Origin of the sequence: Streptomyces sp. NPDC056296 (assembly GCF_042268605.1) — a bacterium.
In the GTDB taxonomy this organism is placed as follows: Bacteria; Actinomycetota; Actinomycetes; order Streptomycetales; family Streptomycetaceae; genus Streptomyces.
Genome location: NZ_JBHJRX010000057.1, coordinates 41543 through 59026, shown reverse-complemented (window position 1 = coordinate 59026; position 17484 = coordinate 41543). Strand labels below are relative to the sequence as shown.

The following is a 17484-nucleotide window of genomic DNA, read 5'->3' as shown; positions in this document are numbered from 1 at the left end:
GGACTGGCGGGCCGGATCCCGTGCGCACCTCGAACTGAGGCCGGCCGCGACGGAGCAGGTGCGCCGGGCCGGCGGCACGGAACGCGTGGCGCGCCGGGTGGCGGCGGCACTGGCCGAGCACCCGGAGGTGCTGCTCGCCTACTGGGACACCGGTCTCGCCCGGCTGGTGGTGACCGCGACCGAGGAAGCACTCACCGACCGCGTGGTGGACCGGGCCACCGAACTGGCCGAACAGCACGGACTGACCCGAGTGGACCAGCGGGGCCCGGCCGATCCGGTGGAGGAGCCGGCCCACCCCGGCGACCCGGCCTCGGTACGCGTCGCGGCCACGGCCCTCGGGGCCGACGTGCTGGGCATCGCCGCCGCCGTGACCGGCGCGCGCCTGCGGCTGCCGCCCTCGCCCCGCCTGGTGACGGCCGTGGCGACGCTGCTGCGCGAGAACCCGACCTTCCGCGCTTGGCTGCGCGAACGCCTCGGCGCCCACGCCATGGACGTGGCACTGGCCGCCGCCAACGCCGCCGTCCACGGCGCCGGCCAGAGCCCCACCTCACTCGTGCTGGACGGGGCGCTTCGCGTCTGCCAGCTGGCGGAGGCGGTGACCCGGACGGCGACCTTCGAGGTCGTGCACGACCAGCTGTGCGCCCCGGGCCGGATCAGCCTGCCCGCCGACCCCGCCCTGCGTCCGCCGCTGCAGAGCTCCCCGGCGCAGGACTACGCCGCCCACGCCTCGACCGGCAGTGTGGCGGGCGCGTTGGCGACCCTGCTGGTCAAGCACGACGTGGCCGAGGCCGCCGAGGCGGTGCTGGCCGGCTCGCCCAAGGCCGCGCGCTACGGGCCCGCCGCCTTCCACGCCGTACTGAGCGCCGCGCTGTCGCGTAACGGTGTGCTCGTGCGCGACCCCGAACGGCTGCGGCAGCTGGAGATGGCGGCCACCGTCGTCCTGCATCCGAGCGCTTTGCGGGCGCCGGAGGCGGGCGCGGACCCGTGGACCGAGGACGTACTGGACGCGGCGCGGCGCGCCGGACTGCGCGTGGTGATGGTGGAGGACCCGGCGCTGGCCGACTTCACCGGCCTCGCGGACCAGGTCGTCAGCGCCGAGCGACCGCTCAGGGACGTCGTGGACGAACTGCGCGCCGAGGGCGGCGTGATCACCGTCGTACGGCCCCGGCCCGGCGACGACGAGACGGTGCCGGCCGGGCTGCTCGGCGGGGACGTGGCCGTCGCGCTGGCCGACGCGGACGCCCCGGTGGCGTGGGGCGCGGACGTGATCGCTCCGCAAGGACTCGCCGACGTGTGGCGGCTGTTGCGGGCGGTGCCGGAGGCCCGCGCGATCGGGCGCCGGTCGCAGACCCTGGCCCGGTCCGGGGCCGCGCTGTCCGGGCTGCTGGTGGCGGTCGGCGAGGCGCGGGAGAAGGGCAAGAGCGGTGGCAAGGGCGGCTATTCGGCGCTGCCCGGGCTGCGGCACGCGCCCGTCGACGTGAGCGCGGCGGCGGCCCTGCTGTCCGGGACGCGTGCCGCGCTCGGTGTGGCGATGGCCCGCGCCCCGCACCCCCGGGCGCGGGTGGCCTGGCACACGCTGGACCCCGCGGGCGTACGGGAGCGCCTGGAGCGGGAGAAGGAGCCGGAGCCGACCTTCGTCGAGCAACTGGCGGCCAGGGCGCGCGCGGTGGCCGACCGGGCGGGCCGCGTCCCCGTTCTGGCCCCGGTGAAGTGGACGTGGCAACTGGGGCAGGCCGTGCGGGGCGAGCTGGACGATCCGCTCACCCCGGTGCTGGCGGTCGGCTCGGCGGCCGAGGCGATCCTCGGCTCCGTCATGGACGCGCTGCTCGTCGTCGGCGCGCTCGACCTGAACGCGCTGGTCGGCGGCTTCCAGCGGCTGCGGGCCGAGCGGGCGCTGTCCGGGCTGCTCGCGCAGCAGAAGCAGAAGGCGCGGGTCGCCGAGGAGGAGACGCACGACCAGTCGGTCGAGCCGCTCGTCGTGGACGCCGCCAAGCTGCATCCGGGCCACATCGTCGAACTCAAGGCGGACGACGTCGTGCCCGCCGACGCCCGGCTGCTGTGGGAGGACGGCCTGGAGGTCGACGAGTCCGCGCTGACCGGCGAGTCGCTGCCGGTGGACAAGTGCGTGGACCCGGTGACGAACGCCCCCGTGGCCGAGCGGCACTGCATGGTCTTCGAGGGCACGACGGTGGTGGCCGGCCGCGCCCAGGCGGTCGTCGTGGACACGGGGGAGCACACCGAGGCCGCGCGGGCGGTCTCACTGGCCGCCCGTACGCCCTCGGCGGCCGGAGTGCAGGCCAGGCTCCAGGAGCTGACCCGCAAGGCGCTGCCGCTGACGCTGGCGGGCGGGGCCGCGGTGACCGGCCTCTCGCTGCTGCGCGGGACGCCGATCCGGCAGGCCGTCGCCGGTGGTGTGTCGGTGGCGGTGGCCGCCGTGCCCGAGGGGCTGCCGCTGGTGGCGACGGTGGCGCAACTGGCGGCGGCCCGCAGGCTCAGCCGCCGCGGCGTCCTCGTGCGCACCCCGCGCACGCTGGAGGCGCTGGGCCGCATGGACACCATCTGCTTCGACAAGACCGGCACGCTCACCGAGAACAAGCTGCGGGTGTCGCGGGTGGCGGGCGCCGACGGCACGGTCCGCAAGGCGGCCGACCCGGACGCGGCCGACGCCGTACGGGTCGCGGCGCGCGCCTGCCCCCGCCTGAACGGCGACGGTGCCCGGCCCACCCACGCCACCGACGAGGCCGTACTCGACGCCGCCGGGCCGGACCCGTCGTGGGCGCAGGAGGAGGGCCTGCCCTTCGAGACCTCGCGCGGCTACGCCGCCGCCGTCGGACGGGACGGCGACGGAGCGCCGGTGCTGGTGGTCAAGGGCGCCCCGGAGACCGTGCTGCCCGCCTGCGCCGACCTGCCCTCGCACGCCACGGAGGTGGCGCAGACGCTGGCCCGCGACGGACTGCGCATCATCGCGGTGGCCAGCCGGCCCCTGCGCAAGGGCGAGAAGGCGGCCGACGTCCTCGAACAGGAGCCGGAGAAGCTGGAGTTCACGGGGATGCTGGGGCTGGCCGACGTGGCGCGCGAGACGTCCCCGGCGCTGGTGCGCGGGCTGCGCGAGGCGGGCGTACGTCCCGTGGTGCTGACCGGCGACCATCCGCAGACCGCCCACGCCATCGCCGTCGACCTGGGCTGGCCCGAGGACGCGGTCGTGGTCACCGGCGACGAACTCGCCGCCGCGGACCGCACGGCGCGCTCCCGGATGCTGCGCGACGCGGACGTCGTGGCCCGGGTGGCGCCCGAGCAGAAGCTTCAGGTCGTCGAGTCCCTGCGGGACGCCGGGCGGGTCGTCGGCATGGTCGGCGACGGCGCCAACGACGCCGCCGCCATCCGCGCCGCCGACATCGGCGTCGGCATCAGCGCCCGTGGCTCGGCCGCCGCGCGCAACGCCGCCGACCTGGTCGTCACGGGCGACGACCTGCTGGTCCTGGTGGAGGCGGTGCGGGAGGGCCGGGCGCTGTGGCACAGCGTCGCCGACGCCATCGCCATCCTGATCGGCGGCAACGCGGGCGAGGTCGGCTTCGGCATCCTCGGCACCGTCCTCGGCGGTTCCGCTCCGCTGTCCACCCGTCAGATGCTGCTGGTCAACCTGTTCACCGACCTGTTCCCCGCGATGGCGGTGGCGGTGACGGAGACGGGGGACCCCGAGCAGGAGGACGCCGACGCGGGCGCGCCGCTCGGTACGGCGGTGCTGGGCGAGCCCTTGATCCGCCAGATCCGGCACCGGGCCATGACGACGGCACTCGGCGCGACCGCGGCCTGGCTGTTCGGCCGCTTCACCCCGGGCACGGCGCGCCGCTCGACGACGATGGCCCTGTGCGCCGTGGTGGGTACCCAGCTCGCCCAGACCCTGGCCGACCGCAGGGGCAGCCGCCTGGTCCAGGTCACGTCCCTCGGCTCCGCGGCCGCGCTGGTCGCCCTGGTCCAGACCCCGGGCGCCAGCCAGCTCTTCGGCTGCACGCCGCTGGGGCCGGTCGCCTGGGCGGGCGTGGCGGCGGCGATCACGCTGGCGCTGGCGGGGCAGCGGGCTCTGCCGAGGGTGGAGGAGACGGTGGTGAAGTACTGGCCGAAGGTGGCGGAGCGGTTGCCGGCGGTGGGGCGCAGCGGCCTGGCGTGAGCGTGGGTCCTGGGTAGCGGGGTCGTGTGTCGGCTGCGGGTGAGTGGGGGCTGGGCGCGCAGTTCCCCGCGCCCCTGGGGCGTCCGGCGGGGCGGCGTCTGGATGTGCGGCGAGTCGTAGGAAGGCGCGGCCCGTGCGTACGGGCTTGGTGTCACGCCCCCGCCCGCGCCGCCTCCCGTGCCTCCGGTGACTCCAGGCGCTCCGCCGTCCGCTCTGCCGTGCGGTGGGCCCAGCGGCCGTTCGTGACGGCGCCGAGGAGGAGGACCGCGAGGCCGCAGACGGCCAGGATCCACCAGCCGGGGCGGGCGGCGGAGACGAAGGTGTCGCGGTACGACGACGCGCCCACGCCCGCCGCCAGCACCGCGCCGACCACCGCCACGCCCAGGGTCTGGCCCAGCTGGCGGCTGGTGGAGGCGACGGCCGCGGCGACCCCGGCCTGGGCGCGGGGCATGCCCGAGACCGCGGTGTTGGTGATGGGCGCGTTGACGAAGCCGAAGCCGACGCCGAAGAGGACGTAGCCGATGAAGAGGGTGACGTCGGACGTCTCGGCCTCGAAGGCGGCGAACAGGACCCCGCTCAGGGTCAGCGCGCCGCCCGCGATCAGCAGCGGCAGCCGTGGCCCCCGGGTGCCGACCAGCCGCCCGGACAGCGGGGCGCACAGGAAGGTCGGCACGGCCATCGGCAGCATCCACAACCCCGCGTGCAGGGCGCTCAGTCCGCGCACGTTCTGGAGGTACAGCGTGGACAGGAACAGGAAGCCGCCCAGCGCGGCGAAGGCGCTGACCGCGATCACGGTGGCTCCGCTGAACGGCGCCGAGCGGAAGAAGCGCAGGTCGATGAGGGGTTCGGCGCGGCGGGGTTCGTAGCAGAGCAGGCCGATCAGCGCGGTGAGGGCCAGGGCGGCGAACGGCAGTACCGTCGCGAGCCCGGCGTTCGGCGCCTCGATGATCGCGTACGTCAGGGAGCCGAACAGCACGATCACCATCAGCTGGCCCAGCGGGTCCGGGCGGCGGGCCTTGGGTGCGCGGGACTCGGGGACGTAGCGGAGGGTGAGGAGCAGGGCCGCCAGGCCCACCGGCAGGTTGACCCAGAAGATCGAGCGCCAGCCGACCGACTCCACCAGCAGGCCGCCCACCAGCGGGCCGGCGGCCATGGATATGCCGACGACCGCGCCCCACACCCCGATCGCGCGGGCTCGCTCGCGCGGGTCGGTGAAGGTGTTGGTGATGATCGACATCGCCACCGGGTTGAGCATCGAACCGCCCACCGCCTGCATCATCCGGAACACGACCAGGGACGACAGGTCGGGCGCCAGCGAGCACAGCAGTGAGCCGAGGGTGAAGACGACCAGGCCCGTCATGAAGACCCGTTTGCGGCCGATCCGGTCGGCCGTGGACCCGGCGAGCATCAGCAGCGCGGCCAGCACCAGCGTGTACGCGTCGATCGCCCACTGGAGCCCCGACGTGCTCGCGTCGAAATCGCGCTGCATGGAGGGCAGGGCCACGTTGAGGATCGTGTTGTCGATGCTCACGATCAGCAGGCTCATGCAGCAGATGGCGAGCACGAGCAGGCGTCGGCGGTGGGTGAGCTCGGGCATGGCCGCCATCGTACGCCCATTTCGATAGTGCGGTTAACTAATGACCGATACATGATCTTCGGGCCCGCGACGCGGCGAGCACCGCCCCGCGTACGTGACAATGGAGGAATGTCCACGCCCACCACGCCCGCCCCCAGCACCACCGCCCGGCCGTTGCAGGTCGGCCCGCACACCGTCGCGCCGCCCGTCGTGCTGGCGCCGATGGCCGGGATCACCAACGCGCCCTTCCGCACGCTGTGTAGGGAGTTCAGCGGTGGCAAGGGGCTCTTCGTGAGCGAGATGATCACCACCCGGGCGCTGGTCGAGCGCAACGAGAAGACCATGCAGCTGATCCACTTCGACGCGACCGAGACGCCGCGCTCGATCCAGCTGTACGGCGTCGACCCCGCGACCGTCGGCAAGGCCGTCCGCATGATCGCGGAGGAGGGCCTCGCCGACCACATCGACCTGAACTTCGGCTGCCCCGTACCCAAGGTGACCCGCAAGGGCGGCGGCTCGGCCCTCCCGTACAAGCGGAACCTGCTGCGGGCCATCGTCCGCGAGGCCGTGAGCGGCGCCGGTGACCTGCCCGTCACCATGAAGATGCGCAAGGGCATCGACGACGACCACCTGACCTACCTCGACGCCGGCCGCATCGCCGTCGAGGAGGGCGTCACCTCCATCGCCCTGCACGGCCGCACCACCGCCCAGCACTACGGCGGCACCGCCGACTGGGACGCCATCGCCCGCCTGAAGGAGCACGTCCCGGAGATCCCCGTACTCGGCAACGGCGACATCTGGTCGGCCGAGGACGCGCTGCGGATGGTGCGGGAGACCGGCTGCGACGGCGTCGTGGTCGGGCGCGGCTGCCTGGGGCGGCCGTGGCTCTTCGCCGACCTGGTGGCCGCCTTCGAGGGGCGTACCGACGCCTACGTGCGGCCCTCCCTGCGCGAGGTCGCCGACGTGATGGTCCGGCACGCCACCCTGCTCGGCGAGTGGATCGGCGACGAGGCGCGCGGCGTCATCGACTTCCGCAAGCACGTCGCCTGGTACCTCAAGGGCTTCGCGGTCGGCTCCGAGATGCGCAAGCGGCTCGCCATCACCTCCTCCCTGGAGGCGCTGCGCGCCGGCCTCGACGAACTCGACCTCGACCAGCCCTGGCCCACCGGCGCCGACGGTCCCCGCGGCCGCACGTCCGGCAACAACCGGGTGGTCCTGCCGGACGGCTGGCTCAAGGACCCGTACGACTGCGCGGGCGTCGGCGACGAGGCGGAACTGGACACCTCCGGCGGCTGATCAGCCCTTCGTGGGGTGCGGAACGGAGCCGTACGCCGTCAGGAAGCGGTCGCGGAAGGAGCTCATCTTCCACACCGGGGCGTCCTGGGCGGGCTTGAGCCCCTCCGTCCAGTTCCAGTCGGCGATCGCGTCGAGCACCTTCGGGTCCTTGGCGACGATCGAGACGGGGACGTCCCGGCTCGTTTTGTCGCCGGTCACGCGCGTGATCGGCTCGTGGTCGCCGAGGAAGACGAGGACCGTGTCGTCGGTGCCGTAGCGCTCCAGCCACTGGGTGAGGCTGGTGACCGAGTACTCGACCGACCTGCCGTACGCCTCCTTGGACCGTGCCGAGTCGGCGATGACGTCCGCCGCCTTCTCGCCCGACTCCTCGATGCCGTCGAAGACCGACCCGTCGCCGATCTCGTCCCAGCCGACCAGTTCCGGCAGCGGCGCCCAGGGCTGGTGGCTGGAGGTCAGGATGATCTCCGCCATCAGCGGCCGGTCGCGCTCCCTGCCGTGCTCCAGGCGCTGGAAGGCCTCCAGCGCGTACTGGTCCGGCATGGTCGACCAGCTGAACTTCGGCCCCTCGTAGCCGACGTCGAACGCGTCGTAGACCTTGTCGAGGCCGTACCACTCCGCCTCCGGCCAGGCCTTCTGCACGCCCGGCATGACGCCGACCGTGTCCCAGTCGCCGGTCTTCGCGAACGCCTTGGTGAGGGTGAGGTGGTCGCCCGCGGTGACGGTGCGGTAGCGCTGCTGGTTGTCGACCCACAGGCCCGACATGAAGGTGGAGTGGCCGAGCCAGCTGCTGCCCCCGTACGTCGCCGACGTCAGCCAGCCGCTGCGCGCCCGGTAGCCCGCCTCGGCCAGCGCCTTCGTGCTCGTGTCGAGCGTCCGGCCGACACCCGGTGCCATCACCGGGTCCTCGATGGCGCTGCGGCCGTAGCTCTCGATGAACGTGAAGATCACGTCCTTGCCGCGCAGGTCCGGCACCAGTTGCGCGCCGGGCGTGGCGCCGAAGCGGTCGGCCTTCGCCTCCTTCGCGAACGCCGCCTCGTCCCGCAGCGTGTCCACCACCCGGTGCGCCTGCGCCTCCAGCGCCCCGGAGGCGCTCCTGGTCGCGACCGGCACGCCGAACGTCTGCACGCCCAGCGCCACGCACGTCATCCACACGGTGGCCGCCAGCAGCGCGCCCCGCGCTGCCCGCTCCCGGTGCGCGGCGAGCAGCTCGCCGAGCCGGACCGCCGCCAGCGCCATGAGCATCAGCAGGAGCAGCACTCCCACCACCGCGCCCACCGCGGCCCAGGTCGCCGCCGCCCCGCCCATCGAGTCCGCCACGTACGAGCGGGCGTCGTCGAGCAGGCCCCAGTCCAGGACGACGTTGAAGCCCCGCCCCAGGTACTCGGTGAAGCCGATGTCGAGCAGGTTCAGCACGGTCAGCGCACCGAGACCGACGCCGAACAGCGCCGCCAGCACCAGGCGCGGCACACGCGGCAGGCAGAGCAGCAGCACCGTCCCGATGACCGCCTCCGCCGGAATCCGGGCGAACCGGTTCGGCTCCAGGGCGACGAGGGTGTTCGGCAGGAGCAGCGCCCCGAGCACGAGAACGGCGGCGACGGCGGTGGTGGTCCGGCGGACGGCGAGGGCGGTGCGCGGGTACCGGGTGCGCCAGGCGCGCCAGTGGGCCAGGCGGGCCTTGAGGGACGGGAGCGCGGCGGGTTCGGGTGTGTCGGGGGCGTCGGCGGTCTGCGGTGGCCGGCGGAAATGCGTGGTGACAGGCACCCGAAGGTCCTTCCGTACGTAACCCGGTGGACGGCGGGCCCGGCGAGGGGGCCGGGCCCGCCGTCCTGTCGTACGTCCGCCGGGAGCGGTGTGTTCACCCCCGGCGCGATCACGTCCGCATGGTGAAATCCGACGGCCTGTGGCAGCGTGATTCTCGCCACCTCTGATAGGGGGAGCGCTCAGATGAGCGGATCTTGGGCGATTCCACTTCTCCAAAGTGTGGCACTGAGTGCCATGGCTTGATCGTTCATCGATCGAACTCAAACGTAGAGAAGGGCGCTCGAATGAGCGCCTAGTCGCACTTTCGGGAGTCCATTCGTTCAAGAAATGAAAACACAAGTGGTCGGTAGCTTGCCAAGCCTTGACTTTCGATCCGCTGGCGGACGAGTGGTTACAGGCGCATGACGCGCAAGTGGACGTACCCAGGCGCCTTTGATCTGGGTACATTCCTCGCCGTCAGGGCAGCCACCGCGTCCTCGAGGAGTCGAGACCCGTGTCGGAAAACAAAGATCTCCAGGTAACGAACGCAGCGAAGTTCGTTTACGACTTCACCGAGGGCAACAAGGACCTCAAGGACCTCCTCGGCGGCAAGGGCGCCAACCTCGCCGAGATGACCAACCTGGGTCTCCCGGTCCCTCCCGGCTTCACCATCACCACCGAGGCCTGCAAGACCTACCTCGACAGCGGCGAGGAGCCCGCGGCACTGCGGGACGAGGTGAGCGCGCACCTCGACGCCCTCGAAGCGAAGATGGGCAAGAAGCTCGGCCAGGCCGACAACCCCCTCCTCGTGTCGGTCCGCTCCGGAGCCAAGTTCTCCATGCCCGGCATGATGGACACGGTCCTCAACATCGGCCTCTCCGACAAGTCGGTGCAGGGCCTGGCCAAGCAGGCCGGCGACGACCGCTTCGCCTGGGACTCCTACCGGCGCCTGATCCAGATGTTCGGCAAGACCGTCCTCGGCGTCGACGGCGACCTCTTCGAGGAGGCGCTGGAGGCGGCGAAGGCGGCCAAGAAGGTCAGCGTCGACACCGAGCTGGAGGCGGCCGACCTCAAGAAGCTGGTCACCAAGTTCAAGAAGATCGTCAAGACCGAGGCCGGCCGGGACTTCCCGCAGGACCCGCGCGAGCAGATGGACCTCGCCATCAAGGCCGTCTTCGACTCCTGGAACGGCGAGCGCGCCAAGCTCTACCGCCGCCAGGAGCGCATCCCGCACGACCTCGGCACCGCCGTCAACGTCTGCTCCATGGTCTTCGGCAACCTGGGCCCGGACTCCGGCACCGGCGTCGCCTTCACCCGCGACCCCGCCTCTGGCCACCAGGGCGTCTACGGCGACTACCTGCAGAACGCCCAGGGCGAGGACGTCGTCGCGGGCATTCGCAACACCGTCGCGCTGGCGGAGCTGGAGCAGATCGACAAGAAGTCGTACGACCAGCTGATGCAGATCATGGAGACGCTGGAGAACCACTACCTGGACCTCTGCGACATCGAGTTCACCATCGAGCGCGGCCAGCTGTGGATGCTCCAGACCCGCGTCGGCAAGCGCACGGCGGGCGCCGCCTTCCGCATCGCCACCCAGCTGGTCGACCAGGGCCTGATCGACGAGGCGGAGGCCCTCCAGCGGGTCAACGGCGCCCAGCTCGCGCAGCTGATGTTCCCCCGCTTCGACGACGACGCCAAGGTCGAGAAGGTCGGCCGGGGCATCGCGGCCTCGCCGGGCGCGGCGGTCGGCAAGGCGGTCTTCGACTCGTACACCGCGGTGAAGTGGTCCCGCTCGGGCGAGAAGGTCATCCTGGTCCGCCGCGAGACCAACCCCGACGACCTGGACGGCATGATCGCCGCCGAGGGCATCCTGACCTCGCGCGGCGGCAAGACCTCCCACGCGGCCGTCGTCGCGCGCGGCATGGGCAAGACCTGTGTCTGCGGCGCGGAGGAGCTGGAGGTCGACACCAAGCGCCGCCGGATGACCGTGCCCGGCGGGCACGTCGTCGAGGAGGGCGACGTCATCTCCATCGACGGCTCCTCCGGCAAGGTCTACCTCGGTGAGGTCCCGGTCGTGCCGTCGCCGGTCGTCGAGTACTTCGAGGGCCGCATGCACGCGGGCGCCGAGGACGCCGACGAGCTGGTCGAGGCCGTGCACCGCATCATGGCCTTCGCCGACCGCAAGCGCCGGCTGCGGGTGCGCGCCAACGCCGACAACGCCGAGGACGCGCTGCGCGCCCGCCGGTTCGGCGCCCAGGGCATCGGCCTGTGCCGCACCGAGCACATGTTCCTCGGCGACCGGCGCGAGCTGGTGGAGCGGCTGATCCTGGCCGACACGGAGGCCGTGCGCGAGGAGTCCTTGAAGGAACTGCTGCCGCTCCAGAAGCAGGACTTCGTCCAGCTCTTCGAGTCGATGGACGGGCTGCCGGTCACCGTCCGCCTTCTCGACCCGCCGCTGCACGAGTTCCTGCCGGACATCACCGAGCTGTCGGTGCGCGTCGCGCTCGCCGAGTCCCGCCAGGAGCCGCACGAGAACGAGCTGCGCCTGCTCCAGGCCGTGCACCGCCTGCACGAGCAGAACCCGATGCTGGGCCTGCGCGGTGTGCGCCTCGGCCTGGTCATCCCCGGCCTTTTCACCATGCAGGTGCGGGCGATCGCCGAGGCCGCGGCCGAGCGCAAGGCGGCCAAGGGCGATCCGCGGGCCGAGATCATGATCCCGCTGGTCGGCACCGTCCAGGAGCTGGAGATCGTCCGCGACGAGGCCGACCAGGTCATCGCCGAGGTCGAGGCCGCCACGGGCGCGAAGCTCAAGCTGTCCATCGGCACGATGATCGAGCTGCCGCGCGCCGCGCTGACGGCCGGTCAGATCGCCGAGGCCGCGGAGTTCTTCTCCTTCGGCACCAACGACCTGACCCAGACCGTGTGGGGCTTCAGCCGCGACGACGTCGAGGCCAGCTTCTTCACGGCCTACCTGGAGAAGGGCATCTTCGGCGTCTCCCCGTTCGAGACGATCGACAAGGACGGCGTGGGCTCCCTGGTCGCCGCCGCCGCGAAGGCCGGCCGCGCCACCCGCCCCGACCTGAAGCTCGGCGTCTGCGGCGAGCACGGCGGCGACCCCGAGTCGGTCCACTTCTTCCACGAGGTCGGCCTGGACTACGTCTCCTGCTCCCCGTTCCGGATTCCGGTGGCCCGGCTGGAGGCCGGCCGCGCGGCGTCGCAGTCGAAGGGCAGCGACCACCGCTAGCCGTTTCGAGCGGGGCGAAGACCCCGGAGCCGCCGTCTGTCACCCGACCACCCTCACCGATCGGCGGCGGCTCCGGTCCACGGGAAAGGGCGGCACCCTGTGCGGAGGGTGCCGCCCTTTGTGACGTGCCTCTGTGCCGTGCCTCTGTGCCGTGCCTTTGTGCCGTGCCTTTGTGACGTGTTCGATGGTGTGAATTCCTGTGTGGTGAGCAGCAGCAAGCTGTCAGCGAAGTTTGAGAGCCCTGGCAGCGGACAGCGGCCCACACCGGAACGGTGGTTGGATGACCTCGACGGATCACAGGGAGACCGCCGGAACGGCCGCCACGCGCGGCGGCGAGCAGGCATCCGGAGTGCCGAGTCCCCGGGCCGCCGCCGAGGCGAAGGTGCCCGAGGCCGGGCCCCCCGTCCGCAGGGACCGGCTCGCGGCGCTGGACGGGCTGCGGTTCCTGGCGGCCCTGGCCGTGGTCTTCTTCCACTTCGTCGGCCAGGTGCCCTCCACGATGCAGACCATCTGGGGCCGCCCCGTGGGGGACGTCTTCCCCGAGGCCCACGGCTACTTCGCCTACGGCCGGCTCGGTGTCGAACTGTTCTTCCTGATCAGCGGTTTCGTCATCTGCATGAGCGCGTGGGGACGCACGCCCCGCGACTTCTTCATCTCCCGGGTCACCCGGCTGTACCCGATGTACTGGGCGGCCATCGCGATCAGCGCGTGCGTGATCTACTTCGCCGACAACCCGTTCGGGCACCCGCACCCGCGCGTGCTGTTCGCCAACCTCACGATGCTGCAGACCCCGCTCGGCGTGGAGCACCTCGACTCCGTCTACTGGACGCTCTGGCCCGAGCTCTGCTTCTACCTCACCTTCGCGGTCGTGGTGTGGAAGGGCCTGACCTACCAGCGCGTGGTGATCTACTGCGGGCTGTGGACGGTCGCCGCGGTGCTGGCCCCCAGTGCCGACATCCCGCTGCTGACGCTGCTGGTCAACCCGCCGTCAGCCCCGTACTTCATCGCGGGCATGGCCTTCTACCTCATGTACCGCTACCGGCCGACGCCGCTGCTCTGGGGCATCGTCGCCATGTCGTGGCTGGTGGCGCTGCACTACCTGCTGACGCCCGACGGAGGCCGCCTCAACTGGGACTCCTGGTCGCCGGGGCGCGCCTGGCTGGTCCTGGTGATCACGGTCTTCTTCCTGCTGATCGCCGCGGTCGCCCTCGGCTGGACCAGCCGCATCCGCTGGCGCGGGCTGACCGTCGCGGGCACGCTGACCTTCCCGCTGTACCTGCTGCACGACGCCATCGGCGTGAACGTACTGCACCGCTTCGGCGACCGCGCCGACCCCTGGGTCGTGGTCGGGCTCACGGTGGCCGGCCTGGTCGCGCTGTCGTACGTCGTGCAGCGGTTCGTCGAGCGCCCCGTGGCGCGGGCCATGCGGCGCCGGCTGAGCAGCGCCGCGTTCAGCCTGAAGCCGCCGGCGCCCCGCCGCTGAGCGGACGGGGCACCGGCGGAGGGAGCACCGAAGGCCGTGGGCGGCGTCAGCCGGCGCCGTTGCTCCGGCGCCGGCGCGAGGCCAGCAGCAGTCCGCCGCCGGCGAGCACGACGGCCGCGCCGCCCGCCGCGAGATACGGCGTGCTGTCGTCGCCACCGGTCTCCGCCAGGTCGGTGCCCTGCTGCCCGGCGGCCTCCTCGGCCCCGGCGTCGCCGTTCCCCGAGTTCTCGTCCTTCCCGGAGTCCCCGGAGCCGGCCCCGTCGTCGGTGTCCTTGTCGCCGGCGGGCACGAAGTCGGCGGGCGGCCGGTCGCAGCCGACGCCGTCCTTGTCGCGGTCCAGGTGCGCGCCGTAGTGCTCGTCACCCTTCTCGATGTTGGAGTATCCGGCGTCGTACGCCTCGGTGCAGTTCTTGAACGGGTGGTTGCCTTCGTGCGCCTGGGCGGCGGTCGGCAGGGCGGCCAGGGCCAGCGCGGCGACGGCCACGGCGACGGGCTTGCGGAGCAGGTTCATCGAGAGTCCCGGGAATGGTGTGGATGGACGGATATGAGGTGACGAAGGTATTGAGGTGCGGTAGATGTGGTGGCGATATGAAGGACTCGTGACGCGAACGTGACGTGACCGGACGGTAGCTCTCCGCTCCGGAGTGCCGGGCGCGTACGGTGAGAGGGGTCCGGACCAGGGAAGGAGCCGCGGATGACCGGCTGGAACGTGGGCGACATGCCCGGCCTGGACGGGCGCGTCGCCGTCGTCACCGGCGCCAACAGCGGCCTCGGCTACGTCGTGGCCCGGGAACTGGCGCGCAAGGGGGCGAGCGTGGTCCTCGCCTGCCGCAGCGAGGCGCGGGGGAGCGAGGCCGTTCAGCGCCTCGTCGGCGAGGTGCCGGACGCCGCCGTGGAACTGGCGCGGCTGGACCTCGGGGACCTGGCCTCGGTCCGGGAGTTCGCGTACGGGCTGCCGTACGACCGGGTCGATCTCCTCGTCAACAACGCCGGGGTGATGGCGCTGCCCTACGGGACGACAGCGGACGGCTTCGAGACCCAGTTCGGCGTCAACCACCTGGGCCACTTCGCCCTCACCGGGCTGCTGCTGCCCACCCTGCTCGCCACGCCGGGCGCCCGGATCGTGACCGTCTCCAGCTTCCTGCACGCGCTGGCCAACATCGATCCGCGCGACCTCAACAACGTATGGCGGTACGGGCGCTGGACCGCCTACGCCCGTTCCAAGTCCGCCAACCTGCTCTTCACCCACGAACTGGCGCGGCGGCTCGCGGCACGGGACTGCGCCTCGGACGTGCGTGCGATCGCCGCCCATCCGGGATACGCGGAGACCAACCTCCATACCGCCGGTCCCCGGGCCGAGGGGCGCCGGCTCGCCGAGCGGCTGATGGTGCTCGCCACCCGGGTCGTCGCCCAGCCCGTCGAGGCGGGCGCGCTGCCCGTCCTGTACGCGGCGACCGCGCCCGGTGTCCCCTCCGACTCCTTCACCGGCCCGTCCTTCGCGATGTGGCGCGGGGCGCCCGCACCGTCCTGGCGGGCGCCCTGGACCACCGACGACGCGATGGGGGAGCGGCTGTGGGCCGCCTCCGAGCGGCTCACGGGTATCAGCTACGAGGCGCTGGGGGCCTGAGCGCGTACGCCCGGCCGTCGCGACGGCGGCCGGACCGCGCTACGCCCGGAACGGCCCGCGTACCTCGTACGTGATCCCGCCGGAGGAGCTTCCGCTCGTCCCCCGCTGGCTGGAGAAGTACAGCCGCGTGCCGTCGGGCGAGAACGCCGGGCCCGTGATCTCCGATCCGGACTGGCCGTCGATGCGCAGGAAGGGGGCGATCACGTCGCTCGGCGTGATCACGCAGATCTCCATGTTGCCGCCGTCCTCCGCCACGAACAGGTCGCCGGAGGAGCTGCCGGTGACGTTGTCCACGCCCTTGAGCGGGGCCGTGCCGGACGTCACCAGCGAGTCGTCGTAGGCCAGTTCGATGGTCTGCGCGGCCGCGTTGTACTGCCAGACGCGGTTGTCGCCCTTGGTCGTGAACCAGCAGGTGTCGTCCGCGTAGTAGCAGCCCTCGCCGCCGTTGAAGCGCTTGGCACCGGAGACCTGGCTCCGGGTGGCCGTGGCGCCGGACGGGTCGGGGACCCTCGCCCAGGTCACCGGCCCGCTGGTGGCCGACCCGGCGACCAGCACCTCCAGCGTGCCGGACGACAGGTCGCCCCAGGTCGTCGGGCGGAAGCGGTAGAAGCAGCCGTCGCTCACGTCCTCCGTCAGGTACACGACCCGGCGGTCCGGGTCGGCCGCCGCCGCCTCGTGCTTGAAGCGGCCCATGACGTCCCGCCGCACCGCGGCCTTCACGCCCCACGGGTCGGTCTCGTAGACGTAGCCGCGGTCCACCTCCTCGCAGGAGAGCCAGGTGTTCCACGGGGTCCTGCCGCCCGCGCAGTTCTGCCGGGTGCCGGACAGCACGCGGTACGCCGACGTGACCGCCCCGGTGGACGAGAACCGCACCGCGCTCGCGCCGCCGGAGGGGTTGATCTCCGAGTTGGAGACGTAGATCCAGCCGGCGCCGTCCGCGTAACAGGCGCCGCCGTCCGGCGCGTTGTGCCAGGTGTGCGAGGTGCCCGCCACCTTCTGCCCGGAACGGGCGATCACCCTGCTGGTGAAGCCGCCGGGCAGCCTGATGCCGTTGGCGTCGGGCCCGCCGAGCGCCCCGTACGGGCCGCTGCCGGGCTGGGCGGGCGCGGCGTACGCGGCACCGCGCCACAGGGTTCCGCCGAGGACGGCCGAGCCGCCGACGATGGCCGTGCGCAGGAGGGTACGACGTTCCACTGCTGCCTCCGGGGGTCATGACCGGCCCCGCCGCCGGACGGCGGCGGGAGCGTGCGGCTTGGACCCTAGGACAGCTCGGTTGACAGTCCATGGACAATCCGTGACGGCTGGGCGGCGCGCCCCCTCAGCGGTCCACCGCCACCGCCGTGAACGTCGTCTCGGGCGTCTGCGGGCTGGTGAAGCGCGCGTTGACCAGATAGAGGCGGTCGCCGAAACGGGCGGCGGTGGCCGGGACGTCGAAGCGGGGGTCGGTGATCGTGCGGCGCAGGGTCGCCCTGCCCGCCCTCGCGTCCAGGTCCCACACGCTGACCAGGTTGAGCCGGTTCTGTACGACGTACAGCGTGCGGCCGACGCGGACCAGGCCGTCGCCGTTGACGACGTCGTCCGCGCCGACCAGGGTGATCCGCGTGGCACGGCCGGTCCGGAGGCTGACGCGGTACAGCTCGCCCGCCGTCATCTTGACGACGATCAGTCCGCGGCCGTCGGGGGTGGAGACGACGCCGTTGGCGTTGATGACGTCCGGCGTCTGCTCCCAGTCGCCGGTCAGCGGGAGGGCGCGCACACCGCCGCGCCGGCCGCGCGGGACGCCGTACAGGACGGGACCGTACGAATCGGTGAACCAGGCGCGGTCGCCGAGCAGGACCACGTCGTTGACGAAGTGGCCGGTCGCTCCGGTGAGTCGGTGGGTGCGCAGCAGCTCGCCGGTGCGTGAGTCGATGATCCGCGCGGTTCCGCCGCCGCCCCCGGCGACGTACAGCAGGCCGTCGTGGTCCAGCTTCAGGCCGATGGCGGCGAGACCCGTGGCGCCCTCGTGGACGACGCGGCCCTCGCCGGTGCGCAGGTCGGTGCGGTAGACGGCGCCATCGGCGCGCGAACCCATGTAGGCGTAGGGCCCGCGCCCGATGGTGATGCCCTCGGGCAGCCAGCCGTCGGGCAGCGGGAACTCCGTCGGCCACGTCGCCTCGCGGGCGGCGGCCTGGGCAGGGGCGGTCCCGGCGGCCGCCACCGTCAACGCGGCGACGGCGGCACCGCCGAGCACCGTGCGCCGGGACGGGCGGGGACGGTTGCGAGTCATGGTGCGACCTCCGTGGGAGAAGGGCGGGGACTCGATGAAACCCGACTGCCCCGCCGAACTCGACCGGGCGGCCGGGTTTGA

General features: G+C 72.6%; 10 protein-coding genes. 5 read left to right on the top strand and 5 right to left on the bottom strand.

Features of this window, described 5'->3' with window-relative positions; genetic code table 11:
* Nucleotides 1-4168 (top strand): HAD-IC family P-type ATPase (locus tag ACFCZF_RS32750; protein WP_376674722.1); only part of this gene is annotated, 4168 nt, incomplete at its 5' end.
* A 151-nt stretch (nucleotides 4169-4319) separates the two neighbouring features.
* On the opposite strand, the gene ACFCZF_RS32745 is transcribed toward ACFCZF_RS32750, so the two are convergent.
* A complete protein-coding gene (locus tag ACFCZF_RS32745; RefSeq protein ID WP_376674721.1) occupies nucleotides 4320-5765 on the bottom strand; it encodes an MFS transporter in 1446 nt (481 codons plus the stop codon).
* A 108-nt stretch (nucleotides 5766-5873) separates the two neighbouring features.
* Here ACFCZF_RS32745 and dusB point away from each other — a divergent pair, with 108 nt between their 5' ends.
* Entirely contained in the window at nucleotides 5874-7040 is a 1167-nt protein-coding gene (gene dusB / locus ACFCZF_RS32740) for a tRNA dihydrouridine synthase DusB (protein ID WP_376674720.1), read from the top strand.
* Here dusB and ACFCZF_RS32735 read toward each other — a convergent pair whose 3' ends face one another.
* On the bottom strand, nucleotides 7041-8801 hold the full coding sequence (locus tag ACFCZF_RS32735; RefSeq protein WP_376674719.1) for a CDP-alcohol phosphatidyltransferase: 1761 nt from the start codon (nucleotides 8799-8801) through the stop codon (nucleotides 7041-7043).
* Between the two features lie 493 nt (nucleotides 8802-9294).
* On the opposite strand from ACFCZF_RS32735, the gene ppdK reads away from it, so the two are divergent.
* Together ppdK and ACFCZF_RS32725 are read left to right on the top strand one after the other, a co-directional pair.
* Nucleotides 9295-12024: a pyruvate, phosphate dikinase gene (ppdK, locus tag ACFCZF_RS32730; protein WP_376674718.1), complete on the top strand. Its 2730-nt coding sequence runs from the start codon at nucleotides 9295-9297 to the stop codon at nucleotides 12022-12024.
* Between the two features lie 280 nt (nucleotides 12025-12304).
* On the top strand, nucleotides 12305-13507 hold the full coding sequence (locus tag ACFCZF_RS32725; RefSeq protein ID WP_376674717.1) for an acyltransferase family protein: 1203 nt from the start codon (nucleotides 12305-12307) through the stop codon (nucleotides 13505-13507).
* A 46-nt stretch (nucleotides 13508-13553) separates the two neighbouring features.
* Here the strand turns inward: ACFCZF_RS32725 and ACFCZF_RS32720 are convergent, their stop codons facing one another.
* Complete coding sequence (locus ACFCZF_RS32720; protein ID WP_376674716.1) at nucleotides 13554-14018, bottom strand: LAETG motif-containing sortase-dependent surface protein; 465 nt, start codon at nucleotides 14016-14018, stop codon at nucleotides 13554-13556.
* A 183-nt stretch (nucleotides 14019-14201) separates the two neighbouring features.
* Between ACFCZF_RS32720 and ACFCZF_RS32715 the strand changes: the two genes are divergently transcribed.
* Nucleotides 14202-15134: an oxidoreductase gene (locus tag ACFCZF_RS32715; RefSeq protein WP_376674715.1), complete on the top strand. Its 933-nt coding sequence runs from the start codon at nucleotides 14202-14204 to the stop codon at nucleotides 15132-15134.
* A gap of 39 nt (nucleotides 15135-15173) precedes the next feature.
* On the opposite strand, the gene ACFCZF_RS32710 is transcribed toward ACFCZF_RS32715, so the two are convergent.
* Both ACFCZF_RS32710 and ACFCZF_RS32705 read right to left on the bottom strand, forming a co-directional pair.
* Nucleotides 15174-16328 carry an alkaline phosphatase PhoX gene (locus ACFCZF_RS32710; protein WP_376674714.1) on the bottom strand — a complete coding sequence of 385 codons (1155 nt, stop codon included), beginning with the start codon at nucleotides 16326-16328 and terminating at the stop codon, nucleotides 15174-15176.
* A gap of 124 nt (nucleotides 16329-16452) precedes the next feature.
* Complete coding sequence (locus ACFCZF_RS32705; RefSeq protein ID WP_375924416.1) at nucleotides 16453-17403, bottom strand: SMP-30/gluconolactonase/LRE family protein; 951 nt, start codon at nucleotides 17401-17403, stop codon at nucleotides 16453-16455.
* Nucleotides 17404-17484: the final 81 nt, after the last annotated feature.